General features: G+C 56.7%; 28 protein-coding genes. 20 read left to right on the top strand and 8 right to left on the bottom strand.

Annotation, left to right across the window (positions count from 1 at the left end):
- The first annotated feature begins 130 nt into the window (after window positions 1-130).
- The 5 genes from P3G59_RS06705 to P3G59_RS06685 all read left to right on the top strand — a co-directional run bounded on the left by P3G59_RS06705 (window position 131) and on the right by P3G59_RS06685 (window position 5131).
- Complete coding sequence (locus tag P3G59_RS06705; protein WP_008082248.1) at window positions 131-1258, top strand: branched-chain amino acid ABC transporter substrate-binding protein; 1128 nt, start codon at window positions 131-133, stop codon at window positions 1256-1258.
- A gap of 230 nt (window positions 1259-1488) precedes the next feature.
- Complete coding sequence (gene livH / locus P3G59_RS06700; RefSeq protein ID WP_034154997.1) at window positions 1489-2412, top strand: high-affinity branched-chain amino acid ABC transporter permease LivH; 924 nt, start codon at window positions 1489-1491, stop codon at window positions 2410-2412.
- A complete protein-coding gene (locus P3G59_RS06695) occupies window positions 2409-3665 on the top strand; it encodes a high-affinity branched-chain amino acid ABC transporter permease LivM (protein ID WP_277760943.1) in 1257 nt (418 codons plus the stop codon). The genes livH and P3G59_RS06695 overlap by 4 nt, the downstream gene beginning before the upstream one ends.
- Window positions 3662-4429, top strand: coding sequence for a high-affinity branched-chain amino acid ABC transporter ATP-binding protein LivG (gene livG / locus P3G59_RS06690; protein WP_077571419.1), 768 nt, complete (start codon window positions 3662-3664; stop codon window positions 4427-4429). The genes P3G59_RS06695 and livG overlap by 4 nt, the downstream gene beginning before the upstream one ends.
- Entirely contained in the window at window positions 4430-5131 is a 702-nt protein-coding gene (locus P3G59_RS06685) for an ABC transporter ATP-binding protein (protein WP_008082262.1), read from the top strand. It abuts the gene before it with no gap.
- 181 nt (window positions 5132-5312) lie between these two features.
- Here P3G59_RS06685 and P3G59_RS06680 read toward each other — a convergent pair whose 3' ends face one another.
- Window positions 5313-6551, bottom strand: coding sequence for a DUF2599 domain-containing protein (locus tag P3G59_RS06680; RefSeq protein WP_277760942.1), 1239 nt, complete (start codon window positions 6549-6551; stop codon window positions 5313-5315).
- A 34-nt stretch (window positions 6552-6585) separates the two neighbouring features.
- Window positions 6586-8307, bottom strand: coding sequence for a DUF2599 domain-containing protein (locus tag P3G59_RS06675; RefSeq protein ID WP_277760941.1), 1722 nt, complete (start codon window positions 8305-8307; stop codon window positions 6586-6588).
- A gap of 184 nt (window positions 8308-8491) precedes the next feature.
- Between P3G59_RS06675 and P3G59_RS06670 the strand changes: the two genes are divergently transcribed.
- Genes P3G59_RS06670 through P3G59_RS06655 form a run of 4 tightly spaced genes read left to right on the top strand, consistent with a single transcriptional unit; the run spans window position 8492 to window position 10938 of the window.
- Complete coding sequence (locus P3G59_RS06670) at window positions 8492-8797, top strand: DUF2282 domain-containing protein (protein ID WP_277760940.1); 306 nt, start codon at window positions 8492-8494, stop codon at window positions 8795-8797.
- Between the two features lie 25 nt (window positions 8798-8822).
- Window positions 8823-9710 carry a DUF692 domain-containing protein gene (locus P3G59_RS06665; RefSeq protein WP_277760939.1) on the top strand — a complete coding sequence of 296 codons (888 nt, stop codon included), beginning with the start codon at window positions 8823-8825 and terminating at the stop codon, window positions 9708-9710.
- Window positions 9707-10465, top strand: a complete 759-nt coding sequence (locus tag P3G59_RS06660) for a DNA-binding domain-containing protein (RefSeq protein WP_277760938.1) — start codon at window positions 9707-9709, stop codon at window positions 10463-10465. The genes P3G59_RS06665 and P3G59_RS06660 overlap by 4 nt, the downstream gene beginning before the upstream one ends.
- Window positions 10462-10938, top strand: coding sequence for a DoxX family protein (locus P3G59_RS06655; protein WP_213027768.1), 477 nt, complete (start codon window positions 10462-10464; stop codon window positions 10936-10938). Before P3G59_RS06660 ends, P3G59_RS06655 begins: the two co-directional genes overlap by 4 nt.
- Before the next feature lie 23 nt (window positions 10939-10961).
- Here the strand turns inward: P3G59_RS06655 and P3G59_RS06650 are convergent, their stop codons facing one another.
- A complete protein-coding gene (locus P3G59_RS06650; RefSeq protein WP_277760937.1) occupies window positions 10962-11876 on the bottom strand; it encodes a LysR family transcriptional regulator in 915 nt (304 codons plus the stop codon).
- A 104-nt stretch (window positions 11877-11980) separates the two neighbouring features.
- Between P3G59_RS06650 and P3G59_RS06645 the strand changes: the two genes are divergently transcribed.
- The 3 genes from P3G59_RS06645 to P3G59_RS06635 all read left to right on the top strand — a co-directional run bounded on the left by P3G59_RS06645 (window position 11981) and on the right by P3G59_RS06635 (window position 15004).
- Entirely contained in the window at window positions 11981-12580 is a 600-nt protein-coding gene (locus tag P3G59_RS06645) for a short chain dehydrogenase (protein WP_277760936.1), read from the top strand.
- Between the two features lie 59 nt (window positions 12581-12639).
- Window positions 12640-13293: a hypothetical protein gene (locus P3G59_RS06640; protein WP_277760935.1), complete on the top strand. Its 654-nt coding sequence runs from the start codon at window positions 12640-12642 to the stop codon at window positions 13291-13293.
- Between the two features lie 97 nt (window positions 13294-13390).
- Entirely contained in the window at window positions 13391-15004 is a 1614-nt protein-coding gene (locus P3G59_RS06635) for an NAD(P)/FAD-dependent oxidoreductase (protein ID WP_277760934.1), read from the top strand.
- A 138-nt stretch (window positions 15005-15142) separates the two neighbouring features.
- On the opposite strand, the gene P3G59_RS06630 is transcribed toward P3G59_RS06635, so the two are convergent.
- Window positions 15143-16237: a PLP-dependent cysteine synthase family protein gene (locus P3G59_RS06630; RefSeq protein WP_277760932.1), complete on the bottom strand. Its 1095-nt coding sequence runs from the start codon at window positions 16235-16237 to the stop codon at window positions 15143-15145.
- A gap of 251 nt (window positions 16238-16488) precedes the next feature.
- Here P3G59_RS06630 and nhaA point away from each other — a divergent pair, with 251 nt between their 5' ends.
- The 7 genes from nhaA (at window position 16489) to P3G59_RS06595 (ending at window position 21945) form a co-directional block, all read left to right on the top strand.
- Window positions 16489-17679, top strand: coding sequence for a Na+/H+ antiporter NhaA (nhaA, locus tag P3G59_RS06625; protein WP_077571409.1), 1191 nt, complete (start codon window positions 16489-16491; stop codon window positions 17677-17679).
- Between the two features lie 160 nt (window positions 17680-17839).
- Window positions 17840-19051 (top strand): colicin E3/pyocin S6 family cytotoxin, encoded by a 1212-nt coding sequence (locus P3G59_RS06620; protein ID WP_277760931.1) that lies wholly within the window; start codon window positions 17840-17842, stop codon window positions 19049-19051.
- Window positions 19048-19281, top strand: coding sequence for a hypothetical protein (locus P3G59_RS06615; RefSeq protein WP_277760930.1), 234 nt, complete (start codon window positions 19048-19050; stop codon window positions 19279-19281). The genes P3G59_RS06620 and P3G59_RS06615 overlap by 4 nt, the downstream gene beginning before the upstream one ends.
- A gap of 276 nt (window positions 19282-19557) precedes the next feature.
- Window positions 19558-20676 (top strand): colicin E3/pyocin S6 family cytotoxin, encoded by a 1119-nt coding sequence (locus P3G59_RS06610; RefSeq protein WP_277760929.1) that lies wholly within the window; start codon window positions 19558-19560, stop codon window positions 20674-20676.
- Window positions 20673-20906, top strand: a complete 234-nt coding sequence (locus P3G59_RS06605) for a hypothetical protein (protein WP_277760928.1) — start codon at window positions 20673-20675, stop codon at window positions 20904-20906. The genes P3G59_RS06610 and P3G59_RS06605 overlap by 4 nt, the downstream gene beginning before the upstream one ends.
- 60 nt (window positions 20907-20966) lie before the next feature.
- Window positions 20967-21443, top strand: coding sequence for a hypothetical protein (locus P3G59_RS06600; RefSeq protein ID WP_277760927.1), 477 nt, complete (start codon window positions 20967-20969; stop codon window positions 21441-21443).
- Between the two features lie 148 nt (window positions 21444-21591).
- Complete coding sequence (locus P3G59_RS06595) at window positions 21592-21945, top strand: DUF6572 domain-containing protein (protein WP_277760926.1); 354 nt, start codon at window positions 21592-21594, stop codon at window positions 21943-21945.
- Window positions 21946-22224: 279 nt separating this feature from the next.
- Here the strand turns inward: P3G59_RS06595 and P3G59_RS06590 are convergent, their stop codons facing one another.
- A complete protein-coding gene (locus P3G59_RS06590) occupies window positions 22225-22851 on the bottom strand; it encodes a recombinase family protein (RefSeq protein WP_277760925.1) in 627 nt (208 codons plus the stop codon).
- Between the two features lie 179 nt (window positions 22852-23030).
- Window positions 23031-23246, bottom strand: coding sequence for a hypothetical protein (locus tag P3G59_RS06585; RefSeq protein ID WP_277760924.1), 216 nt, complete (start codon window positions 23244-23246; stop codon window positions 23031-23033).
- 175 nt (window positions 23247-23421) lie between these two features.
- On the opposite strand from P3G59_RS06585, the gene vsr reads away from it, so the two are divergent.
- On the top strand, window positions 23422-23841 hold the full coding sequence (vsr, locus tag P3G59_RS06580; RefSeq protein ID WP_277760923.1) for a DNA mismatch endonuclease Vsr: 420 nt from the start codon (window positions 23422-23424) through the stop codon (window positions 23839-23841).
- A 4-nt stretch (window positions 23842-23845) separates the two neighbouring features.
- Here vsr and P3G59_RS06575 read toward each other — a convergent pair whose 3' ends face one another.
- Together P3G59_RS06575 and P3G59_RS06570 are read right to left on the bottom strand one after the other, a co-directional pair.
- Complete coding sequence (locus P3G59_RS06575) at window positions 23846-24736, bottom strand: HNH endonuclease (RefSeq protein ID WP_277760922.1); 891 nt, start codon at window positions 24734-24736, stop codon at window positions 23846-23848.
- A gap of 172 nt (window positions 24737-24908) precedes the next feature.
- Entirely contained in the window at window positions 24909-26060 is a 1152-nt protein-coding gene (locus P3G59_RS06570) for a DNA cytosine methyltransferase (protein WP_277760921.1), read from the bottom strand.
- Window positions 26061-26242 lie beyond the last annotated feature (182 nt).

The following is a 26242-nucleotide window of genomic DNA, read 5'->3' as shown; positions in this document are numbered from 1 at the left end:
ACCGGCGCTCTACACTGTACCGGTACAGTTGCCGGGGGCATTTCCGGAGGGTATCGCAAAGATATCTGACCCGGTTCTGCTGCTACGGCGCCAGAACTCAAAAAAATTACAACAGTAAGAGTGGAGCACTATGACTAAGGCTACTAAGCAGATTTCCAAACTGTTTGCCGCTATGGTTCTGGCCGGGGTTGCCAGCCATTCGTTCGCAGCTGACACCATCAAAATCGGTATCGCCGGCCCTAAAACCGGTCCAGTAGCCCAGTACGGCGACATGCAGTTCAGCGGCGCGAAAATGGCCATTGAGCAAATCAACGCCAAGGGCGGCGTCGACGGCAAAAAACTCGAAGCCGTTGAATACGACGATGCCTGCGATCCGAAACAAGCGGTAGCGGTCGCGAACAAGGTCGTCAATGACGGCGTCAAGTTCGTCGTCGGTCACCTGTGCTCCAGCTCCACTCAACCGGCTTCGGACATCTACGAAGACGAAGGCGTGATCATGATCACCCCGGCTGCCACCAGCCCGGACATCACCGCTCGTGGTTACAAAATGGTCTTCCGTACCATCGGTCTGGACAGCGCCCAGGGCCCTGCCGCCGGTAACTACATTGCCGATCACGTGAAACCGAAAATCGTCGCTGTCCTGCACGACAAGCAACAATACGGTGAAGGCATCGCCACCGCCGTCAAAGCCACCCTCGAGAAGAAAGGCACCAAGGTTGCCGTGTTCGAAGGCGTCAACGCCGGCGACAAGGACTTCTCCTCGATCATCGCCAAACTCAAGCAAGCCAACGTCGACTTCGTTTACTACGGCGGCTACCACCCGGAGCTGGGCCTGATCCTGCGTCAGGCGGCTGAAAAAGGCCTGAAAGCCAAGTTCATGGGGCCGGAAGGCGTGGGTAACGACTCCATTTCGCAGATCGCCAAAGACGCTTCCGAAGGTCTGCTGGTAACCCTGCCGAAATCCTTCGACCAGGATCCGGCCAACATCGCGTTGGCAGATGCATTCAAGGCGAAGAAAGAAGACCCGAGCGGCCCGTTCGTGTTCCCTTCCTACTCGGCGGTTGAAGTGATTGCCGGCGGTATCACCGCAGCCAAATCCGAAGACCCAGCCAAAGTGGCCGAAGCCATTCACGCCGGCACCTTCAAAACCCCGACTGGCGACCTGAGCTTCGACGCCAAGGGTGACCTGAAGGACTTCAAATTTGTGGTTTACGAGTGGCACTTCGGCAAACCAAAAACTGAAGTTTCGCCTCAGTAAGGCGCGCCCTGACTGACTGCCAATAAAGCCCACGGCGTGCCGTGGGCTTTGTTTTACGAATGTATGGGCCGCGCTGGCGTGATCCGCCAGTCTCCCCACCTGAAAATCTCAAAACCGTCATCAGCGGTTCGCTGGCAAAACCCGGATTCGAAGTGGATATAGATCCACGGGGCCGGGCGGGAAAATGACTCCACCAGTGAAATGCGTATCAGGTTTTTAGGAGCGTTGTAATGCCTGACCTCTATCACTTCTTCCAGCAGCTGGTTAATGGTCTGACCATTGGCAGCACGTATGCCTTGATTGCCATCGGCTATACGATGGTTTACGGCATCATTGGAATGATCAACTTCGCCCACGGCGAGGTGTACATGATCGGTTCCTACGTGGCGTTCATCGCCATCGCCGGGCTGGCCATGATGGGAATCGACAACGTCCCGCTGTTGATGACCGCCGCCTTCATTGCGAGCATCGTTGTCACCAGTTCCTACGGTTACAGCATCGAACGGATCGCCTACCGCCCTCTGCGCGGCAGCAACCGTCTGATCCCGCTGATTTCCGCCATCGGTATGTCGATCTTCCTGCAGAACACGGTTCTGCTGGCGCAAGACTCCAAGGACAAATCCATCCCCAACCTGATCCCCGGCAATATCTCTTTCGGGCCAGGTGGTGCACATGAAGTGCTGATTTCCTACATGCAAATCGTGGTGTTCGTGGTGACCCTGGTCGCCATGCTCGGCCTGACGCTGTTCATCTCCCGCTCTCGCCTGGGTCGCGCCTGCCGCGCCTGCGCCGAAGACATCAAGATGGCCAACCTGCTCGGCATCAACACCAACAACATCATCGCCCTGACCTTCGTCATTGGTGCTGCGCTGGCGGCCATCGCGGCCGTACTGCTGAGCATGCAATATGGCGTAATCAACCCGAACGCCGGTTTCCTCGTCGGCCTCAAAGCCTTTACCGCAGCCGTACTCGGCGGCATTGGCAGCATCCCCGGCGCCATGCTCGGCGGGTTGGTGCTTGGGGTGGCGGAAGCGTTTGGCGCCGATATCTTCGGCGACCAGTACAAGGACGTCGTGGCTTTCGGCTTGTTGGTTCTGGTGCTGTTGTTCCGTCCGACCGGCATTCTGGGCCGTCCGGAGGTTGAGAAAGTATGACTAGGAATCTTAAACAGGCGCTGTTCAGCGCTTTGCTGGTGTGGGCCGTGGCCTACCCGGTACTCGGTCTGAAACTGACCATCGTCGGCATCAACCTCGAAGTGCACAACACCAGCCCGATGATCCTGGCGACCATCGCCATCTGCTCGGTGCTGATGTTCCTGCGGGTGCTGTTCAACCAGCAGATCAGCAAGGCGTGGAATTCCTCGCCGGGGCTGCCGTTGATCCCGGCCAAGGCCAGCAACTTCCTGACCCTGCCGACCACCCAACGCTACTTCATCATTGCGCTGATCATCGGTGCGCTGGTGTGGCCGTTCTTTGGCTCGCGTGGCGCGGTGGACATCGCGACGCTGATCCTGATCTACGTGATGCTCGGCCTGGGCCTGAACATCGTCGTCGGTCTGGCCGGTCTGCTCGACCTCGGTTACGTCGGCTTCTACGCCGTCGGCGCCTACAGCTACGCGCTGCTGTCGCACTACTACGGCCTGAGCTTCTGGATCTGCCTGCCGATTGCCGGCCTGATGGCGGCGACGTTCGGCTTCCTGCTGGGCTTCCCGGTGTTGCGCCTGCGCGGTGACTATCTGGCGATCGTGACGCTCGGTTTCGGCGAGATCATCCGTCTGTTCCTGCGTAACCTGACCGACATCACTGGCGGTCCGAACGGCATCAGCAACATCGAGAAACCGACGTTCTTCGGCCTGACCTTCGAGCGTAAAGCGGCGGAAGGCCTGCAGACCTTCCACGAATACTTCGGCCTCGAATACAACTCGATCAACAAGGTGATTTTCCTCTACCTGGTCGCGTTGTTGCTGGCGCTGGCAGCGCTGTTCATCATCAACCGTCTGCTGCGCATGCCGATCGGCCGTGCGTGGGAAGCGCTGCGTGAAGATGAAATCGCCTGCCGGGCATTGGGTCTGAATCCGACGATCATCAAACTCTCGGCGTTCACCCTCGGTGCGAGCTTCGCCGGTTTCGCCGGTAGCTTCTTCGCTGCCCGTCAGGGTCTGGTGACCCCGGAGTCGTTCACTTTCATCGAGTCGGCGATCATCCTCGCCATTGTGGTGCTGGGTGGCATGGGCTCGCAGTTGGGTGTGATCCTGGCTGCCGTGGTGATGATCCTGTTGCCGGAAATGATGCGTGAGTTCAGCGAGTACCGCATGTTGATGTTCGGTGCGCTGATGGTGTTGATGATGATCTGGCGTCCACAAGGTCTGCTGCCGATGCAACGCCCACACATGGAGTTGCGAAAATGAGCCGCGAGATCCTTAAAGTCGAAAACCTGAGCATGCGCTTCGGCGGCTTGCTGGCGGTCAACGGCGTGGCCCTGACCGTCAAAGAGAAACAAGTGGTGGCACTGATCGGGCCGAACGGCGCGGGCAAGACGACCGTGTTCAACTGCCTGACCGGTTTCTATCAGCCAACGGGCGGCAGCATCCTGCTCGACGGCGAACCGATTCAAGGCCTGCCCGGCCACAAGATCGCGCTCAAGGGCGTGGTGCGCACCTTCCAGAACGTGCGCCTGTTCAAGGATATGACGGCGGTCGAGAACCTGTTGATCGCCCAGCACCGTCACCTGAACACGAACTTCCTGGCCGGTCTGTTCAAGACCCCGGCGTTCCGCAAAAGCGAGCGCGAGGCCATGGAATTTGCCGAGTACTGGCTGGAAAAGGTCAACCTCAAAGAGTTCGCCAACCGTACTGCCGGCACCCTGGCCTACGGTCAGCAACGACGTCTGGAAATCGCTCGCTGCATGATGACCCGTCCACGGATCCTCATGCTCGACGAACCGGCTGCCGGGCTGAACCCGAAGGAAACCGAAGACCTCAAGGCGCTGATCAGCGTGCTGCGTGAAGAGCACAACGTCACCGTACTGCTGATCGAACACGACATGAAACTGGTCATGAGCATTTCCGACCACATCGTCGTGATCAATCAGGGCACGCCCCTGGCCGACGGCACGCCGGAACAGATCCGCGACAATCCTGAAGTGATCAAAGCCTACCTGGGGGAAGCGTAAATGCTGCAGTTCGAAAACGTTTCCACCTTCTACGGCAAGATCCAGGCCCTGCACAGCGTCAACGTCGAAGTCCGTCAGGGCGAGATCGTGACCCTGATCGGCGCCAACGGTGCCGGCAAGTCGACGCTGCTGATGACGCTCTGCGGTTCACCGCAGGCGCACAGCGGCAGCATCCGCTACATGGGTGAGGAACTGGTCGGCCAGGACTCGTCGCAGATCATGCGCAAAAGCATCGCGGTGGTGCCGGAAGGTCGTCGGGTGTTTGCCCGTCTGACCGTTGAAGAAAACCTGTCCATGGGCGGATTCTTCACCGACAAGGGCGACTATCAGGAGCAAATGGACAAGGTGCTCGGCCTGTTCCCGCGCCTGAAAGAACGCTTCAACCAGCGCGGCGGCACCATGTCCGGCGGCGAACAGCAAATGCTCGCCATCGGCCGTGCGCTGATGAGCAAGCCGAAACTGCTGCTGCTCGACGAGCCTTCGCTGGGCCTGGCACCGATCATCATCCAGCAGATTTTCGACATCATCGAAATGCTGCGCAAGGACGGTGTAACGGTGTTCCTGGTCGAGCAGAACGCCAACCAGGCGCTGAAAATCGCCGACCGCGCCTACGTTCTGGAGAACGGCCGCGTGGTCATGCAAGGCACCGGTGAAGCGCTGCTGACCGACCCGAAAGTACGCGAGGCGTACCTCGGCGGTTGATGTATTTCACCCAACAAAAAAAACGGCCTTCGGGCCGTTTTTTTTTATGCGCACCAAAAACCTCGAACCCACCGAAAATCCCTTGTAGGAGTGAGCCTGCTCGCGATCGCGTCGAGTCAGGCACCACTGATGTTGAATGACACAACACCATCGCGAGCAGACTCGCTCCTACAGTGGAGGGTCAGTACGGATTGCAGTGCTGCGCTACCGCCGTGGCCTGATCGACGTAAGGCCGTGCCGGTTCAAGGTTCCACTCAGGCTTGTTGCGCACCGGTTTGCCGTCGTAGGTGGCCGCCAGGTGACAAACCATCTGCCGCCGCAGTGACCCGCCATTGACGCTGTACTGCCGCCACTGCTGATCGTCTTTGTGCTTGTTGTACAACTCGGCGAACATCCGGTCGGTCTGATCGTCCTTGATTGCACGACCGCAAACAGTCGGCACCACGGAGAGCGACCAGGTGTTCGGCCCCAGTTTCGGATCAGGCCGTTGTACCCAGGTGCTCGACTCGATGTACTTCTCGCAGAACTGTGGCGCCGCTGGCGTCGAGGTCTGGATGCATGAGAAAGAGGCCTTGGCGACCGGGGTTTTCGGGAAGTCGATCTTGATGATGTTGCGTTCCTTGCCGGTCTTGGCCTTGTAGTCGCGCTGGTTGGCCATCGCATCGTTCAAGCCACGCTGATCACTGTAGAAAAACGCCAGAATCGGCAACTCGTCAGTTTTCGGGTTGCCCAGACGCAGTTCTGTCTGAGTCTGAAACTCGCGGCTGTTGATGACTTTGCGCGCGCCCATGAAGTTGCGGAAGGCGTCGACGCGCTCATTGCTACTCATCGGATTGCGCATGTTGAAGCCGCATTGCAACTGGTCCTGTTGCCGATTGTTGTTGTACTGGGTGAAGTGCGCGACCCAGGCATTCGGACTCAGGATCGGTGGTTTCATGGCCTGGCAGACCGCTTCTGCCGGGGCGGTGTTTTTGTTGTCGCCACAGCCTCGGTCATTGCGAAAGTCAGTCCAGGCATCGTTGGGGAACGCGCAATAGACATGCACCGGGGTCTCGGGGTCGCGAACCAGATCTCTGGGGGTAATCAGATAGCCGTTTTGCGTGCTCATGCCGGGGTCTTCATAACTGATGCCGTCGGCCCGCATGTACGAAGCGGCAAAAGTCCCCAGCTCCAGCGCTTTCGGGCTGGGATTCCAGACGTCCCATTTTTGCCCCTTGGCCGGGTCGGCGCGGTGCGTGCCCCGAACCAATAGCCCTGAACAGTCCGAGGCGGGATCCTGACCGCAGCTGTCGACGGTTTTGTTGTACAACGATTCGACCTTCCTCAGCGTCTCGTCGCATGACTCGGCATTGGCCCATGTCGCCTGCACCAGCAGCGGGAACATGAGCAATGGAGCGATCCTGTTCAAACGTTTTTTCATGGCTTGCATCTCCTTGATTAGCCAACACACACCCTCAACGCGGGACCGGGTTGCAACCCGCGGCCCGCGTCTCGTTGTCCGATAACGCCGGCCGGAAAGGTTCAAGATTCCACGGCGTTTTGTTGCGGTAATTGAGCAGGACGCAATTCAATTGCTGGCGCATGCTGCCGGCGGATTTTTCGTTGTCCCGCCAGTTGCTGTCCGCGCCTTTGAGCGCCAGCAGTTGGTCGTACAACGCCGCCACCTGCTCGCCGGGCAAGGCACGCCCCGCCGCTGTGGGCACCACGCTAAGGCTCCATTCATCCTTGCCGGTGCCGGGGTCGAAACGTTTGATCCAGTCGGCTGAGGCAATATATTGCGGTGCCTGAACCGGCAGTGGATTGCAGCCCGCCTTGGCCGATTCCTGCGCACTGACATTGGGGCGGAACGGTTCCAGATTCCATTCGGTCTTGCCCGGATAGTTCTGGATCAGGCAGCTCAATTGCCCGCGCATGCTGCCCGCCGATTTCTCGTTGTCACGCCACTGGCTATCGGCGCCACGCAGGGCGAACAGTTCTTTGTACAAGGCCTCCTGATCACTGGCCTGAATCGCTTTGCCTTGGGCAGTGGGCGTGATCTTGAGTGACCATTCGTTCCTCTTGCTGCCGGGATCGTAACGTTCGATCCAGACTGCCTCGGCGATGTATTTCTGCGCCGGTGGCGCCGGTGTCGGCTGCGCGCCGCCAGCCGCCGTCAGGTCTATCGCCTGGTCAGCGGCGACATAGCTGAAACGTTGTTCGGCAGGCTTGGTGAAGTCCAGCCGCAGGATCGGCACGCTGTAGCCCTGCGCCTGGAGTTTCTTCTGGAAGTTGCGTGCGCTGTTCAGGCCGTTTTCCGGTTTCGGCGGAGCCTGATCGCCACGGGTGGCGAAGTTCTGGGTGCTGTTGACGTTGTAGATGAAGGCATCGATGTACTTCATGTTTTCGCTGCCGTCGTTAGTCGCGGTAGCGTTCTTCAACATGAACTCGTTGACTTGGGCACTGTAAGCGAACGGGTCTTTGTTGGTGGTGGTTGGCCGGGACTCGTGAACCCGGATCATTGCGTGCCAGTCGCTGGGTATTTCCGCGTTAAAGGAACACTGGCCGTACTGGATCGGCCCCTTCATCAGCCCGGTGTATTTTTGCGTCCATTGCTCTGCTGTGGTAACTCCGGCTTCCGCACAAGTGCCGTAGGCCAGCGCGGCATTGCGGTTGTTCATCACGCCCTGAGCGGCACGCGGTGGCTCGCGACTGTCGAAGAATCCGCAGCCGTACCACTTGCGTTCCGGCCCGGTACCGCCATCGAACGCGTAGATGCAGGTAAACCCCTGCTCCTTGACTGGCAGGTTCAACGCCGCCGCATCGGTGGGGGTTCGCAGGATCAAACCGGCCGGGTGAATGAGAATCTTCGTACTCAGATCCTTGCGAATCCACGAGTAGGAAGTTGCGCCGATCTTGACCGCGTAGGGGCTGTAGTCCCAGGGATTGAAGGGGCCGTCATTGACCATGCGCAAGGTCACACCACTGCAATAGTAGAGACCACGCGGGGCGCCGGTATCCGGCTCCTGACACTCTTGCTTGAGGGTGTTGTAGTTGTGATTGATCCGCTTGAGCGTGTCCTGTGGATCAAGCAGTGGCTGCGCGGCGAGCGTACTGCACAGCAACGGCAGCGCGCACGCCAAAGCGAAAGATGAAGTCACGCGCGACAGCACGCGTGAGTCTGAGCGCTCCATTTTCATGAGATACCGTCCTGGTAAATCGGCCTGTCGATGTGGCCGTTGAAATGACTATAGAACACTCAGGGTTTTGCATTTTTTTCTAAAAAAATTCGGCTGCGCTGTAACGCATCGCCATGTCGTTTCTCTAGAGGGACAAGCAAGCGCAAACCGCTTGTAAAACCCAAGCTCAATTCGGAGAAACATCATGACTGCTACCACCCGCACCCTGTCCGCCACTGCACTGGTTCTGGCCCTCGGTTCCGCTCTGAGTATGGCCGCCGTATCGACCGTCCACGCCGCTGACGCCGACATGGAAAAATGCTTCGGCGTGGCAATGAAAGGCCATAACGATTGCGCCGCAGGTGCAGGCACCACTTGTGCCGGCACCGCGAAAATGGACTACCAGGCAAACGCCTGGAAACTCGTTCCGAAAGGCACTTGCACGACCACTGAAAGCAAAACCTCGCCGACCGGCTTCGGTCAGATGGAAGCGTTTAAAGCCAAGTCCTGACCTGCGGCCTGCCTGAGTGACGATCATGTTCACAATCAACAAACCTGCCCTCTCCGACACTCAGGCAGCCCTCACCGGGCTCCCTGCCCGCGCCGGGCTGGGGCTCAAGACCGGGCACTTCAGGGAAGTGCTCGGGTCCCGACCGGACCTCGGTTTTTTCGAAGTCCACGCCGAAAACCACATGGTGGCCGGCGGGCCGTTTCATCATTTTCTCGGATTGATTCGCGAGCAGTACCCGCTGTCGCTGCACGGTGTCGGGCTGTCCATCGGCGCTGAAGGGCCGCTGGATGTGCAACATCTCAAGCGTCTCGGTGCACTGATCGAACGCTATCAACCGCACGCCTTTTCCGAACACCTGGCCTGGTCCAGCCATGGCCCGGTGTTCCTCAATGACTTGCTGCCACTGGCCTATGACACACCGACGCTGCACCGCGTCTGCGAGCATATCGATCAGGTGCAGAACACCCTCGGGCGCCGCATGCTGCTGGAAAATCCGGCGACCTATCTGGCCTTTCAACGCTCGACCCTCGACGAAGCTGACTTCATTGCCGAAGTCATCCGCCGCAGCGGCTGCGGCTTGTTGCTCGACGTCAATAACGTCTACGTGTCGTGCATCAATCATCAGCGCGATCCATTGGCTTATCTCGAAGCCTTGCCATTGCACGCGGTGGGCGAGATTCATCTGGCCGGTTTTGCAGAAGATAGCGACAGTCTCGGCGACCGTTTGCTGATCGACGATCATGGTGCGCCGATTGATCAGGCGGTGTGGAATCTGTACCGCCAAGTGCTGGAGCGCACAGGCCCGGTGGCAACGCTGATCGAACGCGACAATCAGGTGCCGGTTTTCAGCGTCTTGCTCGCCGAAGCGCGGCAGGCTGATGACTTGCTGATGCAAGTCGGGGGTCGATCATGAGCACGCAAGCGGCCTTCACGGCGGCACTGCTCGATGTGCAATCGCCCTGCCCCGAAGGCCTGTGCAGCGCCAACGGTGCTGATCCCGAGAGCCGTTTCGCGGTGTATCGCAACAACGTGCAGAGTTCGCTGATCAACGCTCTGGGCGACAGTTATCCGGTGGTTGCGCAATTGGTTGGCGAGGAATTCTTCCGCGCCATGGCGGCCGTGTTCATACAGGCTCGGCCACCGCACAGTCCGTTGATGAGCTTCTATGGCGAAGATTTTGCGGATTTCATCGAAAGGTTTGAACCGGCATTCAGCGTGCCCTATCTGGCCGATGTCGCACGTCTCGAGCACCTGCGTACCGTCGCCTACCACGCCGCCGATGCCAGCCCGATACACCCGGAAAAAATCACCGCCGCACTGTCTGCGCCCGACTCTTTGAGCGAACTGTGCTTAGGACTTCACCCGTCGTTGCGCCTGCTCGACTCAAGCCATGCCGTTGTCGCGATCTGGGCTGCGCATCAACACGACGCAACGCTTGAAGCCATCAACATTCACCAAACGCAGTACGCCCTGGTCTTGCGTAACCATCTGGACGTCGAGGTGTTTGCCCTCGAACACGGCGCCAGCGTGTTTATCCGTCTATTGCTCGATGGCCAGTCACTGCTGGCAGCGGCGCAAAACAGCCCGGCGTTCGACCTCAGTCAAACCCTGGCCCTATTGATCGCACACAACGCCATCACTCATCTGAACGACAAGGAATCGCCATGAACACGCTCATCCTCCGCGCCATCGCGCTGCTGGAGAAAATCCCCCACAGTCTGATTGCTTTCATCGCGCGCTTTTCGATTGCGGCGGTGTTCTGGAAATCCGGGCAGACCAAGGTCGAAGGCCTGGCCATCGATCTGATTGACGGGACTTTTCAACTCGGCTGGCCGCGTCTGGCGGACTCAACGATTCCACTGTTCAAAAGTGAATACCACGTGCCGCTGCTATCGCCGGAAATCGCCGCGCACATGGCCGCGTTTGCCGAGCACTTTTTCCCGATGCTGATTCTGCTCGGCTTCGCCACACGCTTTTCTGCCCTGGCGCTGCTGGGGATGACGCTGACCATCCAGCTGTTTGTGTATCCGGACGCGTATCCGACTCATGGCACGTGGGCGGCGGTGTTGCTGTTTCTGATGGCTCGTGGCCCTGGCAGGCTGTCGATAGATCACTTGATCGCACGCCGCTTCGCAAAATAAACAAATCCCCTGTGGGAGCGACGTCAGCGCTGGAGGCGATCCAGCGCCTCGCCGCTGCGCTTGAACCAACCAATCAGATAGTCCGCCAATACCTGCGTGCGTTTCGGCAAGCCGCCCTGATAAGGGTGTACCAGGTACATCGGCATGCGCCGGGTCTGGTAATCGCGCAGGAGCCAGCGCAATCGACCATCGGCCAATTCCGCTTGCAGCAGGTACGACGGCAATCTCGCGATACCGGCCCCGGTCAACGCGGCTTTCTTGAGCAGGTTGTAATGGTTGCTGGCGAACGGCCCCGATACCCGCACGCGCAGTAGCTCATGTTGCTGGTGATACAGCCACTCCTCGCGACCACTGTAATGGCTGTTGAGCAGACAACGGTGCTCGGCCAGCGCTTGCGGCGTCGTCGGCTCGCCGAAATGCTCGAGATACGCCGGGCTGGCGCAGGTCATTTCCTGCCAGGCCAGCAGCGGTTTGGCCACCAATCGTTCGTCATTGGCCACTTCACTGCGGATTGCCAGATCGAAGCCGTCCCGGGACAGATCGCGGTAACTATTGTTCAGCTCCAACTCGATCTGCACCTCGGGATATTTCTGCGAAAACTCCAACAGCAGCCCATCGAAGAAGGTTTCCCCCAGCGACACCGGCACCGTCATACGCACCGGTCCGGCCATGTCGTCCTTCAGCCGGGCCAATGCCTGACGTGCCTTTTCTACCTGAACGACCAGTGCCTGGGCTTGCGGCAACAAAGCCGCGCCGGCCGCGGTCAGGCTTAAACGCCGGGTCGTGCGTTGCAGCAGCACCACGGAAAAGCTCGCTTCCAACTGACTGATGCGCTTGGACAACTGTCCCTTGCTGCAACCCAGTTGCTGCGCCGCCAAAGTGAAACTGCCGGCCTCGATCAGAACGGCGAACGCCGCGAGGTCATCCATCTCGCTCATGGATTGTTTCCATTTGAAAACCAAAGGTTGCCCATTAGTGCGCTTATCTACAAAAAAAACCACTCTAGACTGAAACCTCGTTCAATCACTCGAGGCACAGCACGATGAAAATTCTGTTGATAGGCGCTGGCGGCACCATCGGTTCGGCCGTGGACAAAGAACTGTCGCAACGTCATGAAGTCATTCGTATCGGCCGCAACAGCGGTGATTTCAACGTCGACATCAGCGACAGCGCGTCCATCCGCAAGCTGTTCGAACAGACCGGCAAGTTCGATGCACTGGTCTGCGCGGCCGGTAACGTGACCTTCGCCCCGCTGGGTGAGATGACTGAAGACAGCTTCGCCATGGGCCTCAAAGACAAGCTGATGGGCCAGGTCAACCTGCTGCTGATCGGCCGCGAATTCGCCAATGACGGTGCTTCGTTCACCTTCACCACCGGCGTCCTCAGTCATGACCCGATCCGCAGTGGCGCGTCGGCGGCGCTGGTCAATGGCGCACTGGACAGCTTCGTGCGCGCGGCCGCCATCGAACTGCCGCGTGGACTGCGCGTGAACTCGATCAGCCCGACCGTCCTGCTGGAAGCGATGGGCAGCTATGCGCCGTATTTCCGTGGTTACAAGCCGGTTCCGGCGGCGGATGTGGCTTTGGCCTACGCGAAAAGTGTTGAAGGCTTGCAAACCGGTCAGACATTTCACGTGGGCTAAACCCTTGTGATGAACGGTCAGGCTGCGTAACGTGGCGGCACTTGTCTGGAGAGCCGAAGATGCGTGTTGCCCGTTCGTTAGTCCTTGTTGCCTTGCTGCCGTTGTTTGCCGCCTGCCAATTGTTCGATGGCCAGCGTGAAAGTGCCTCGCATGTCGGGCAGACGCGAATGCAGGGGCAACTGACGGCGGTCGACGGCAAACTGGTGTTCCAGCCGTGTCAGGATCAACGCCAATACGTGATCAACGACATCGGCGGCACCAGCATCCTGCAAGAGGCTGCAACCCTCGCCGATGAGCAGGGCAAACTGTTCGCCGACGTACGCGGCAAAGTCGCCGGCGACCGCCTCGACCTCACCCAGTTGTATCGCGTCGAGCGCTCCGGCACCGCGTGCGATGACGCCAATTTCAAACTGCTGATCCTGCGCGCCGCCGGTCATGGCCCGGAGTGGAACGTCAAAGTCAGCGGCAAAGGCATGGTCATCGACCGTGAGGGCCAGCCGCCGCTTGCCGTGCCGTATGTTGAAGAACAACTGGGCGACGGCCGTTTCAATCTGAGCAGCGAAGCCAACAACCAGCGCATCGAGTTGTGGGTCGCGCCGCAGCGCTGCGTCGACAGCAGCACCGGTAGCGTGCAACACATGAGCGCCGAGTTGCGCATCGACGGTCAGGTGCAGCGCGGTTGCGGGTATTTCGGCGGATCGCGCAACGACTGAGCGTTTTAGCCTCACCGGATCCGGCCTTTGCGGCTTATAATCGCGGCCTTCAAACGCCCTGGCGCAGTTGTGCGCCCCGCGAACCCGGATCCTCGCCATGTTACGAATCACTGAACTCAAGCTGCCAATCGACCATCCCGAAGAAGACCTGCGCGTTGCCATCGTGCAACGTCTGGGTATCGCCAGCGATGATCTGCTCGATTTCACCTTGTTCAAGCGCAGCTACGACGCGCGCAAAAAGTCCTCCGAACTGTGCTTCATCTACACCATCGACCTCCAAGTGCGCGACGAGGCCAAAGTGTTGGGCAAGTTCGCCGACGACCGTAACGTCAACGTGGCGCCGGATGTCAGCTACAAGTTCGTCGGTCAGGCGCCAAGCGACCTGAGCCAGCGCCCGATCGTCGTCGGTTTCGGCCCGTGCGGAATCTTCGCCGGCCTGTTGCTGGCCCAAATGGGCTTCAAGCCGATCGTCCTCGAGCGTGGCACCGAAGTGCGTCAGCGCACCAAGGACACCTGGGGCCTGTGGCGTAAAAGCGTACTCAACCCCGAGTCGAACGTGCAGTTCGGTGAAGGCGGCGCGGGCACATTCTCTGACGGCAAGCTGTACAGCCAGATCAAGGACCCAAAATTCCTCGGTCGCAAAGTCCTGCACGAATTCGTCAAGGCCGGCGCGCCGGAAGAAATCCTCTACGTCAGCAAGCCGCACATCGGTACGTTCCGTCTGACCGGCATGGTTGAAAACATGCGCGAGCAGATCCGTGAACTGGGCGGCGAAGTGCGCTTCCAGGAGCGCGTCACCGACGTGCTGATCGAAGACGGTCAATTGGTCGGCGTGGAACTTGCCAGCGGCGAAACCCTGCATTCGAAACACGTGGTTCTGGCCCTCGGCCACAGCGCCCGCGACACCTTCCGCATGCTGCACAGCCGTGGCGTGTTCATGGAAGCCAAGCCGTTTTCGGTGGGCTTCCGCATCGAGCACCCGCAGTCGCTGATCGACCGTGCGCGATTGGGCAAGTACGCCGGCCACCCGAAACTCGGGGCTGCCGACTACAAACTGGTGCACCACGCCAAGAACGGCCGTTCGGTCTACAGCTTCTGCATGTGCCCGGGCGGCACCGTGGTCGCGGCGACCTCCGAGCCGAACCGCGTGGTCACCAACGGCATGAGCCAGTACTCGCGTAACGAGCGCAATGCCAACTCCGGCATCGTTGTCGGCATCACCCCGGAAGTCGATTACCCGGGCGGCCCGCTCGCCGGCATCGAGTTGCAGGAACGTCTGGAATCCCACGCCTTCATTCTTGGCGGCAGCGATTACAAGGCGCCGGCACAACTGGTTGGCGACTTCATCAACGACATTCCTTCGACCGAGTTGGGCGAAGTCGAGCCGTCGTACAAACCGGGCGTGGCGCTGGGTGATCTGGCCTTGGCACTGCCGGATTTTGCCATTGAAGCGATCCGTGAAGCCTTGCCAGCGTTCGAGAAGCAGATTCGCGGGTATTCGCTGCATGATGCGGTGTTGACTGGTATCGAGACGCGCACCTCTTCGCCATTGCGGATTACCCGTAACGAAACGCTGCAGAGCATGAACGTGAAAGGCTTGTTCCCGGCCGGTGAAGGCGCGGGTTATGCGGGCGGGATTCTGTCGGCGGGTGTTGACGGGATTCGCATTGCTGAAGCTGTGGCGCGGGACATCCTGGGCCTGGAAGCCTGATCAACTCTAGTGGGTGAAGCACAAAACCCTGTGGGAGCGAGCCTGCTCGCGAAAGCGGTATTTCAGTCAACGATGATGTTGAATGAGATGGCGCCTTCGCGAGCAGGCTCGCTCCCACATTGGTTTCTGCGTTCGCCTTTAGATATTGGCGCGCAAGACTGAATCAGGCAGCGGCTCACCGCGCTCGGCACTCGCCGCCACCGCTTCGATCAACCCACTCAACTTATACCCCTGCGCCTTCAGCCAAGCCTGATCGTAATACGTGTCGGCATAACGCTCGCCGCCATCGCACAGAATCGCCACGATCGACCCCGACTCCCCCGCCGCTTTCATCTGCTGCGCTGCCATCAAGGCGCCGATCAGATTAGTCCCGCTCGAACCGCCGACATGCCGTCCCAGACGCTGCGCCAGATAATGCATGGCCGCCAGCGACAAGGCGTCGGGCACCTTGACCATCGCATCGATCACCTTGGGCAGGAACGACGCCTCAACGCGTGGCCGGCCAATGCCTTCAATACGCGAACCGCAATCGAGGCGCAAATCGGCGTCGCCGGTCTGGTAGTAATCAAAGAACACCGAGCGCTCGGCATCGGCGCACAACACGCGGGTGCAGTGCTGGCGGTAGCGCACGTAACGACCAAGGGTTGCCGTGGTGCCGCCGGTGCCGGGGCTGGAAATCAGCCAGCTCGGTTCCGGATGTTTCTCATAGCGCATCTGCTGGAAGATCGATTCGGCGATGTTGTTGTTAGCCCGCCAGTCGGTCGCGCGCTCGGCGTAGGTGAACTGGTCGATGAAATGGCCGCCATGCTCACGGGCCAAACGTTCGGATTCGGCATAGATCTGCGTAGGATCTTTCACCAGGTGGCTTTGGCCACCGTAGAAAGCGATCTGCGCGATCTTCTCTTTGGAGGTGGTCGCCGGCATCACCGCAATAAACGGCAAACCAAGCATCCGCGCGAAATAAGCTTCGGAAATCGCCGTTGAACCGCTGGACGCCTCGATCACCGGCGCCCCCGGTTTCAGCCAGCCGTTACATAACGCATAGAGAAACAGCGAACGCGCCAGCCGATGTTTGAGGCTGCCGGTCGGGTGGCTTGATTCATCTTTGAAATATAACTCGATGCCCGCAAAACCTGGCAGCGGCAAGGGGATCAGGTGGGTGTCGGCGCTTCGCTGAAAATCCGCCTCGATGATGCGGATGGCTTCGCGGGCCCACTGTCGGTTGTCGCTCATGGTGATGGTTCTCGTTGAATCGGGCAGAAGATGAATGTGTACAAAAGGCTCACTCATCAGCTTAGGAAAAATCCTATAGCGCGCACAGATACAGCTGAGTCTCAATATGTCAGACAACTGCTAGGCTCACCGTGGCTTGGGCCAGACACCTTGTAACGACATATAACAAAAAAGAATATAACTTTTGTTTTAACAACTAACAGTACGGGTTAGGGTGTCCCACCTTTTTGACGATTCGATGGAGAGCGACCTTGCCTCTGCGTAGCACTTTCACGCGTTTCTTTCAGCTGGAAGCTGCCAGCGGTCTGTTATTGATCGCCGCAGCCATCCTGGCCCTGATTATCAACAACTCGCCACTGTCGTGGCTGTACACCGGCTTGCTCGACACCCCGGTGGTGGCGCAGATCGGCGCGTTGAAAATCGCTAAACCGCTGCTGCTGTGGATCAACGACGGTCTGATGGCGATGTTCTTCCTGCTTATAGGCCTGGAAGTGAAGCGCGAAGTCCTCGACGGCCAGTTGTCCAAGCCGTCGCAAATCGTCCTGCCCGGCGCGGCTGCTATCGGCGGCATGCTGGTGCCGGCGCTGATTTACTGGTTCCTCAACCGTGACAATCCGGCAGCCCTCGACGGCTGGGCGATCCCGACCGCCACCGACATCGCCTTCGCCCTCGGCGTGCTGGCCCTGCTCGGCAAGCGCGTGCCTGTGTCGCTGAAGTTGTTCCTGATGACCCTGGCGATCATCGATGACCTCGGCGCCATCGTGATCATTGCAATCTTCTACTCGGGCGAACTGTCGACCCTGTCGCTGGGTCTGGCGGCAGCGTGCATCGCGGCGCTGGTGGCGATGAACCGGCTCGGAGTGGTCAAGCTTGGGCCGTACATGATCATCGGACTGATCCTGTGGGTTTGCGTCCTCAAGAGCGGTGTCCACGCGACGCTGGCCGGCGTGACCCTGGCCTTCTGCATCCCGCTGCGCACGAAAAACGCTGAGCCTTCGCCACTGCTGACGCTGGAACACGCGCTGCATCCCTGGGTCGCGTACGGCATTCTGCCGCTGTTCGCCTTCGCCAACGCTGGCCTGTCGCTGACCGGTGTCACGGTGGAAAGCTTCACCCACCATGTGCCGATGGGCATTGCGGTAGGCCTGCTGCTGGGCAAGACCGTCGGCGTGTTCGGCCTGACTTGGCTCGCCGTTAAAACCGGCATCGCCGCCCTGCCCCAAGGCGCTAACTGGGGTCAGGTGCTGGGCGTGGCGATCCTGTGCGGCATCGGCTTCACCATGAGCCTGTTCGTCGGTTCGCTGGCCTTTGAGCCGGGCGTTAGCGATTACGCCGGGATGGACCGGATGGGGATTTTGACCGGGTCGATTTTGGCGGCGTTGATTGGTTATGCGGTGACGGCGGCGGCGAGTCGCCGGAATACAGCATTGCCCAACGCATAGAAAACCTGCGGCGAGGGGACTTTCCCCTCGCCCTTCTGATACCACAGCGACAAATCCCCACGTCTTTAGAGACGCGTCCTACAGCCATCATTTTCCTGCTTCGTTAACGTTGCGCAGCCCTTTGCGAAGGGCTGTCGATGGATGAGCTAAAGGACGATCAGTGGCTGGCAACAAGGACATTCCCCGGGTTCAAAACCCACCGCAAGGCGACGGGCATCACGTCACCTACCGCTACATGACGGCCACTGAACTGGCCGAACGCGACGCCAGACAAAACGCTTACGACGCCATGCTGGCGCGGCAGGAGGCTTTCGAGCGCAGCCGTGAGGTGGCGGTCAAAAAAGCCGATCCCGTGCGCGCTGGCTGCGTATTCGCCAAGTCCTGCAAATTGCCGGATGCGATTATCGATTACTCCAATCCTTCGGGGATGGTGCCGACTGACAGCCTGAAGGATTACGGCGACCTGATCCTGCTGGGCGCGCGTGAGGCCGATGAAAGCGGCGCAGTGCCTCTAAAGAAAATCGGTGCAACGGCCATCCCGGCAGGCTTCGGCAGTTTTGCGTTGGCGGGCTCAGCTTTCAAAGCACTGCCCACAGTCATATCCACCGCAGTGATCACGCCATTGGTGACTCTGGTGGCGCTGGTCATGCCATCGAACCTTGGTGACAGCGCGCTTTATACAGACGAGCAACTGCGTGGACTTGAACAGGCGCGAACGCGTGTTCGGTTGAGAATCGAACAACAGGCTGATGGAAGCTTGAAGGGCTACGGCTTCTACACCGGCAAGAATCGCGATTGGGAAATGGTTGATGTCGTGCAGTTCAAGTTGCGTGGCAGCCAGTTCATTGCTGACTTGGGCGAAGGTGTAGAACTGATCTGGACGCCTGCTGTGGATGGCTCGGACATCCTTGGTATCCCCGCGCTGGAGGCAGCACCGCAGACACCGCACATCTGGGTGTACCCGCCGACAAAAGCGGCGGATGGAATTCTGGTCAATCCGGTTTATCCGCCGGAGTACCGGGATTTTATTCTGGTTTTTCCACCTGGCTCGTTGGTTCAGCCGGTATATATCGTAATCAATTCCCGAGCAGGGGATCACGAGTACCATCCGCCGCCTGATTTCCTGCCAGCCTTCCCTGATGCGAAAGTTGTGGGACGCAAAACAGCTGTTCAAGGGGGCGGCGCGAAACGCAAAAGATGGAAAACCGCTAAAGGACTTATTCTTGAATGGGACTCGATGCATGGCGCTATAGAAAAGTATGACGCCAGAGGCAAACACATTGGCGAGTTCGATCCAGACACTGGCGAGCCAACGTCTACAAAAAAGAACAAAAAATCGAAAAAAGGCAAGAAAAGGAGTATTGAGCCTTGAGATTCTTAGTAGAAGCTTTTGACAAGAAAACTGACTTCCAAACATCGGTAATTGAACTACCCGAGAATTGTACCGAGCAACTCAAATCGATCATGGGTTGGAAAACAGAGCAGCAAGGTTGGGAAGGCTACGACCTGAATCAGCAACAGATCAAAGCCATTGAGGCACTGATTCAAAAGTCCATCGAAGATCCGCGCTATTACTTTCAACTGACGTGTAATGGACGTTGAAACACGACAAAGAAAAACCCCGACCAGTCAGCAACAATCTGCATAATTATGATCAAATCGAGAAAAGATTCGGATCCCTCCTATTTAGGGCCAATAGCCATCATTCAGGAGTTCTTCCCAACTCGGTATCCTTCGTCCCCGCACCAATGACACGGAAGACAGGGAACAATCAGTAACGCTTTTGGGATTTGTCCTACAGCCATTGCTTGAACTTCCCGCTAATGTCGATGCTGCCCAGCTAACGGCTGGAATTCCCCAAGGACGAAAGGAAGCTGCATGTCTGGCTATGTACCCAACTCGCCGAAGGGCTACCGCTACAGCGGTGTTGAGCCTGTCGATATCCATGCCCAGCGTTGGGCGGAATACAAAGACCTATCACCAAAACCAGAAGACAAGCCCGACACAATGGGCTGTGTGTTTGCCAAGAGCTGCAACCTCCCTGATGGTGTGATCGACCACAAGAATCAATCCGGGTTTGTGCCTGTTGAGAAACTGGCCGACTACGGACTGTGGGCTGTGCTTGGAACCGGAGCAGCGATTACCGCCCAAGGCACCCCGCTCCAACTGGTGGGCGGGTCTGCTACTGGCAGTGCAATTGCTACACGTCTTGGCGGGTCGCTATCACTGGGCCTGCTGAAAGGATCAGGTGTTGTTGCTGCTGGCTTTGTAACAGGTACGGTTGGGATGCTGATCCCGAACACCAGCATTTCACCTGACAGCGCCTTCTACAAGAACGATCAATACGCAACGCTTGAAACTGGCCGCACCCGTGTACGCGTCAACGTGAAGTCTTTGCCGGATGGCTCCGTTAACGCCTACGGCTTCTACACGGGCGGTAAAACGGATTGGGAGAATGTCCCGGTCATCGAAGGCAAGAAAGACGGCGATAAATTTGTCGCTGACATCGGTAACGGCATTGGTCTCACTTGGACGCCAGCGGCAAACTCTGATGGCGTACTGGGCATTCCTGCATTGGAAGGCGCTCCGAAACTACCGTCTGTGTGGGTGTATCCACCGACCGAACAGGCCAATAAAATACTGGTCAATCCGGTGCATCCACCAGACTACCAAGATGCAATCATCACATTTCCTAACACCGATATTCAGCCGATTTACATTTCGCTGAGCGTATCAGGTGACCATAGTTATCACCCTCCACCTAAAGGACTGACAGCCTTTCCTGACGCACAGGTGGCACCTCGTAAAACTCCTATAAAAGGTGGGGGGGGTCTGCGTAAACGGTGGAAAACTAGGGATGGCAGTATTCTCGAGTGGGATAGCCAGCATGGTGCTGTTGAAATGTACAACAAACGCGGCAAGCACCTCGGGGAGTTTGATCCCGAGACTGGACAGCAAACTAAAGACGCAAATAAGACTCGCGAGGTCGAACCGTGAAATACACCGTTGAAGCTTTTGACAAAGAAACCGAATTTTTAGCTTTTGAGATCGACCTTCCGAACGGGTGTGATGTTCAGTTAGCCAAAATCATGAACTGGTCTTCACCTCAACGCGGAGATGAGGGTTATAACCTTAGCGTCGCACAGCTCGCAGCCATTGAGGCTTTAGCAGGCAGGCGAATTTTCGACCCGGGTTGTATCTTCCAGCTCACCTGTAATTTGAGCTGACCTGCGCCGCTCAAGGCTTGCCGGGATTCAAAGACTAACGAATGGATTGTGAGAGAACGTATGGAGCTTCGCCCTGATTTAATGCCCCCGTTGCTGGACGAGTCTTTGGTTGCTCGACTGACGAAACTTTCCGAACAAATTGATTGTGGAGATCCCGAACAAACTCGGAGTCAGGTGGCAGCATTCAACCGGGAAGCAATGACCGCACTTGAGTTCATCGACTTTCAGGGAATCTATGGTGGGCAATCTCACGACACATGGGTTCGCAAGGTCTTAGCAACACCGTATGAGCGGCGCCTGACGGATGTAACCAAGCAAGAGTTGGTTGAGCTGGCTCGAAGGGTCATGGAGGGTGTTGGCGCTGACCATGAAGTCGAGTTCTGGTTGAGCATGTTGGCAATCAACATACCCAATGAACGCGTATCCGATTTGATTTTTTGGCCAGACGAATACTTCAACGATGTGAATTATTCGCAAAGACTATCGCCAGAGCAGGTGATAGAAATCGCGTTGAATGATAGAGATGTTTTGCTGTAGCAACAGCCCGCCCACACCAAAGGACTGTCATCCTGCACGACTGTAAACGGAGGTGTGAGCGAGCTGGCGTCGATTATAACTTGGTATTGCAGCGGATTTACCAGAACGGAAATCCTTCAATCTGATCCGACCTTCTAAGGGAGTAGACATGTCCATCACAGATGCACGGGTAATTGACTTTTGGGGAATCCCCAAGCAGGAGCCCAATGTCGAACTGGTTATCACTGACCACCTCGAATGGGGCGGCAAAGCCCAACAGGGAGAACACCTGCTGTTGCTGCAAGAGAAAATCAATACGTACATCGCTTTCATAGAAAGTGGTGAGATTTACACCGAGATTCCCGGTGCTCTTGGTAAACATCCCATCATTCGTGTTCTTGGCCTGTATGAGCTGCCAGAGCAAGCCGAGTTCTTCATTGACCGCGTTACAGAGACGCTAGAAGAAGTGGGGATCGGATTTGAGTTTGAGCTTAAGGCGGACGAAGACATTCGCAACGTGTGACAACCCTGCTCCAAGCGAGTCACTACAAAGACGCTGTGACCAAGGCCGTTTTCCACATGAAAACCATCCCCGCCCAAAATTTTCAGCCTCGTCTTTTATGAGTTTGGTTTTTCAGATTGGAATATAAGCTGGGGCGCTTCCTCTGAAACTCTGGTGTGAAAGCCAGTGCTACTAAGCAACGAACAGCGGCCTCAGCCAGAAAGGTCCAAGCGGAACCACAAATAAGTTGGGGCACGTAGCCCCGAAGATTGACCAGGAGTGACGCTGTAGCGCCCCGTATCAGGCTGATATTGTTTCCCGCTTGATCCTGTACACCGTCGCAACACCACAGTGAGCAACGCGGGCCACTTCGTCAGCAGACATGGTTGGATACTTGGTCAGGGTTTCCTTGACCTTGGCCCACTTGGCAGCGTTCCGTCCTTTGCCTGCTGGCCTCCATTCAGGGTCAGCAATACGCTTGTTCTCCAGACCTTGCTTGATGCGCTCCACACGCTTCTCTTGATCCAGTCGAGCCATGGTTGCCATCAAATCAATCAGCATGTTGTTGATCACGTCCATGATTTGTCCGGTGATCCCCTTCGCTTCAACCAGCATGTGGCTGGTTGGCAGATCAGCTACAACCAGACGCAGCCCCTTCGCCCTGATAGTGGCCTTGAGCGTGTCCCAGTCAGCTTGCGAGAGGCGACTCAGTCGATCTACAGACTCAACCAATAGCACGTCACCCTCTTTGGCAGTATCGAGCAGTGCAAGCAGCTCAGGACGATTGAGCTTGGTGCCACTGATGTTCTCTGCATACACGCCAACGATGTTCAAACCCTTCTCGACGGCGAACAACTCCAAAGCAGCTTTTGCACGGTTGGCGTCTTGGTCTTTGGTCGATGCTCGGAGGTACAGGTGGGCGTTCATGGCTGACTATCCTTTGGAGTCTTGATCTGATAGAGCAATGATAAACTATCAATAGCCTATTTTAAAGACATTACTGATAGTTTATTTTCGCCACTGCGGAGCGTCCGCCGCACTACCGGATAGGTCTACTTCTTTGATAGTCGGAAATGAGCCCTGACAGGAGAAGCAGCATTCCGGGATCAGGATTGCCGTATTTGATTGATCGCATCAGTAACGGCCTGAGCGCTTGAGTCAAGCACCTGCAATGCAGCCAATGCATTGTCAGCGGCAACTGCGCCTCCTTGACTGGCAGCCCACCCAGCGAGTTCTTCAAGCGCCGCAGCGATGCCATGTTGGCTATACAACATCAGCGTCAATGCGTCAGCCATGGCTACGGCTTGGTTATGAGTGGTCATCAGCAATCGTCCTTGAAGGTTAGAGGTGGCAGCCTTAGACACCGCGATGGGGTGTCCCAGATATCTCTTCACAGCTAATGGTTGTGCAGCTCTCGCTCCCTTCGGTGATCGTTGCGAGCAATGACGAGAGCGAGATAAATTCCAAGACAGTATCAGCCAAAGAAAGGTAGCTAGAGTGGATTTCGTAGATCAAGCGACTCGATCAAGAATGATGGCGACCATTCGGAGTGTTAACACCCGACCTGAGATGATCGTCAGGAAGTTCTTACACGCCCATGGCTATCGATTTCGTCTACACCAGAAAAAGCTACCCGGAAAACCCGATATCGTAATGCCAAAATTCCGGACTTGCATATTTGTCCATGGATGCTTTTGGCACAACCATTCAGGATGTCGCTACGCGACGATGCCTAAGACCAGGTTCGAGTTCTGGAATGAAAAGCTTCTACGTAACGTGGCAAGGGACAACGAAAACGTAAAAGCCTTGGAGCTCTTGGGCTGGCGGGTTTTGATCATATGGGAATGCCAGCTAAAGAAAGGGCCGGACATACTCAATCAACTCCTACAACAGCTATGTCAAAAACAGGAAGGATAAGTGTTCACTCAAATTTTTCTTTTTTATGCACCTTGTGATGGCATACGGTGCAAAGGGTGATTAGGTTATCTACGGAGTTCTGCCCTCCTTTTGCGTGATGAACAACATGATGTAGTTCAAGATGCCTCGGGTCAGAAGCGTTCCACATTGAATGGTTCCACGGGCAGTGCCGACAAGTGTAGTGGTCTCTAATCAGTACCTTCCCTCTAACATCATCGGGAATTTTCCGGTCATGAGGAGGCGTCTGGTTCATGTCCTCAAGAACATAAGTACCAATCGGCAAATCTGGACGGCCTGTCGTTCTGGTCGCAATAGACCACCCTTCTTCTGTTCTTAGCTCCCGTACCCTGCGTGCCCATTCCGTTGAGCCATCGGCCACATATCGAAGCTCCTCGCCTGTGACAGCTCGCCCCACATTTACTTGCAGGAACTCCAGCAGCTTATCTTTCACCGCAAGTTTCTTTTTGCGAATCGTGTTCGCGCTATTCCAACGAAATGCGGCATCTCGATCTTGCTTCTCATCAAGCAATACGTAGTCATCAACCATTAATGAATCGACACCCAGCATGGCTAAGTCAAGGTCTCCGGCTTTAACCATTTCCTCAGCCGTCACACCTGTGACAATACTCCAGCCTTGCTCGACGCGAAGCTCACGGACACGCCTCGCCCATTCTCCAATACCTGCAACCACCATCAACTCATCGCCCTTTATGACCTTACGCGGATAAGTGACGAGGTAAAGAATTATGCGATCCCTCGCGGATGCAGCACTAGATTTCGGAATTAGAGAACTGCCCAAATCTCTGAGGGCGTGAAAGGTTGGCACCAATGAGATCACTCTGGCACGTAGGTCTCCATGACTCAATTCATGCCCGAAGTTTTTGATCAGCTCCAACAACCTAAGTCGCAAGCTTTCTGGATCATCTCGCAGTTTCCCCGACCGCCTTACCACCCCATCATCCCCCATGAAAAACGAGCAGCCAAATGCATACTGGACGCATTGAGCACTATTAGAACGTCATCCGATTTCGACAGTGGACAGAAGGAAACCCCAACTGCCAAGCCTCCTACGCGGCCTTGCTTTCCAACTTTACATTCAAAACCTTGTACACGACTTTCGCGATGGCACCAGCGAGAAGTGGTGGGACAGCGTTTCCTATCTGCCGTGCAATTTCGATTTTTGTCCCCTGAAAAGGAAAATCATCCGGAAACCCCATAATCCTTGCCGCTTCGCGGTGAGTTATCGGACGATGCTTTTCTGGATGCAGGTAGCGGCCTTTCTCTGGTTTGAAAAACTCTGTTCTGATGGTCACACTCGGCCTATCCCACCAAAGCCTTCCAAACAGATCAGTTCCACCGGACGTCTTCCGAATCCAACATGCAGGAGTAATCTCAGGTGCATTTCGCTGTAAATCGAAACGGTTGCCGCCAGGTGGTACAGCCTTGTATCGAGCAAGACTTTTTTCTGTTGGAGTACGGCCAAAATGCAAGTTCAAAGGAGGAGCACAATCCCGAATTTGAATGCCTTTGGGCTCTGGCAAATCGGCTATCACATCTTTGACCGTTCTCCATGGGGGTAGAAGTCGGTCATCTGGATTCTTGGAATGTGTCTTAACCGGCAATGTTGGTTTTTCGATTAGGTCTTTTTTCCACCCGATGATGATCAGTCGTTTTCGAGTTTGTGCCACACCGTAATCGGCAGTATTCACGACCTCAAAGATCATCTCAAAGCCCATAGACATTGCCCGAGATTGGATATCAAGGAACTCGCTTGAGCGAAGGAGCTCAGGGACGTTTTCCATCACGAACATTTTGGCGCCACACAGCTCCACTACATCCATGTATGGCTCCCACAATGCTCGACGGCCATCCCCCGTCCTATTCTTGTTAAGGAGGCTAAAACCTTGGCAAGGCGGGCCACCAATGACGATATCCGCAACTGGAATGTCAGGGCTTGTCTGTAGCCAATCTTCAATGTTTCCTACCACCGCTGGAGCCGCATAAGCCTGCTCATGCGTTCTCATTGCTGCCGCATCATTATCGACCGACAGAACACACTCGAATCCACCGCAGAATCTTTCATCGGTGAAGCCGAGCGTCATGCCGCCAGCACCGGAAAAAAGGTCGATTACACGAAATTTGTTAGGTGTCATATTGATATGCATAGCTGATATTTTTTCATCGCCGGAGTATAGGGCAGGCGTCTCGAACAAAACCATCAAGAGCAACCCAATCGGAGCAGAAGGTCACAGAAATCTTCCGTCTTCTTCGTACAGGATTTTCTAGAGCAACATCCATCAACGCCCTGCGGACTGTATGCATAGACAGTACATTTGGCGTCACCAGCTAGTCAACCTGTAATGGGGAACGAAGAGTAAGCGAAACCGCAATGGATAGCCCG

Source organism: Pseudomonas sp. A34-9 (assembly GCF_029543085.1).
Taxonomy (GTDB): domain Bacteria; phylum Pseudomonadota; class Gammaproteobacteria; order Pseudomonadales; family Pseudomonadaceae; genus Aquipseudomonas.
This window is presented reverse-complemented; position numbering and strand designations above follow the sequence as displayed.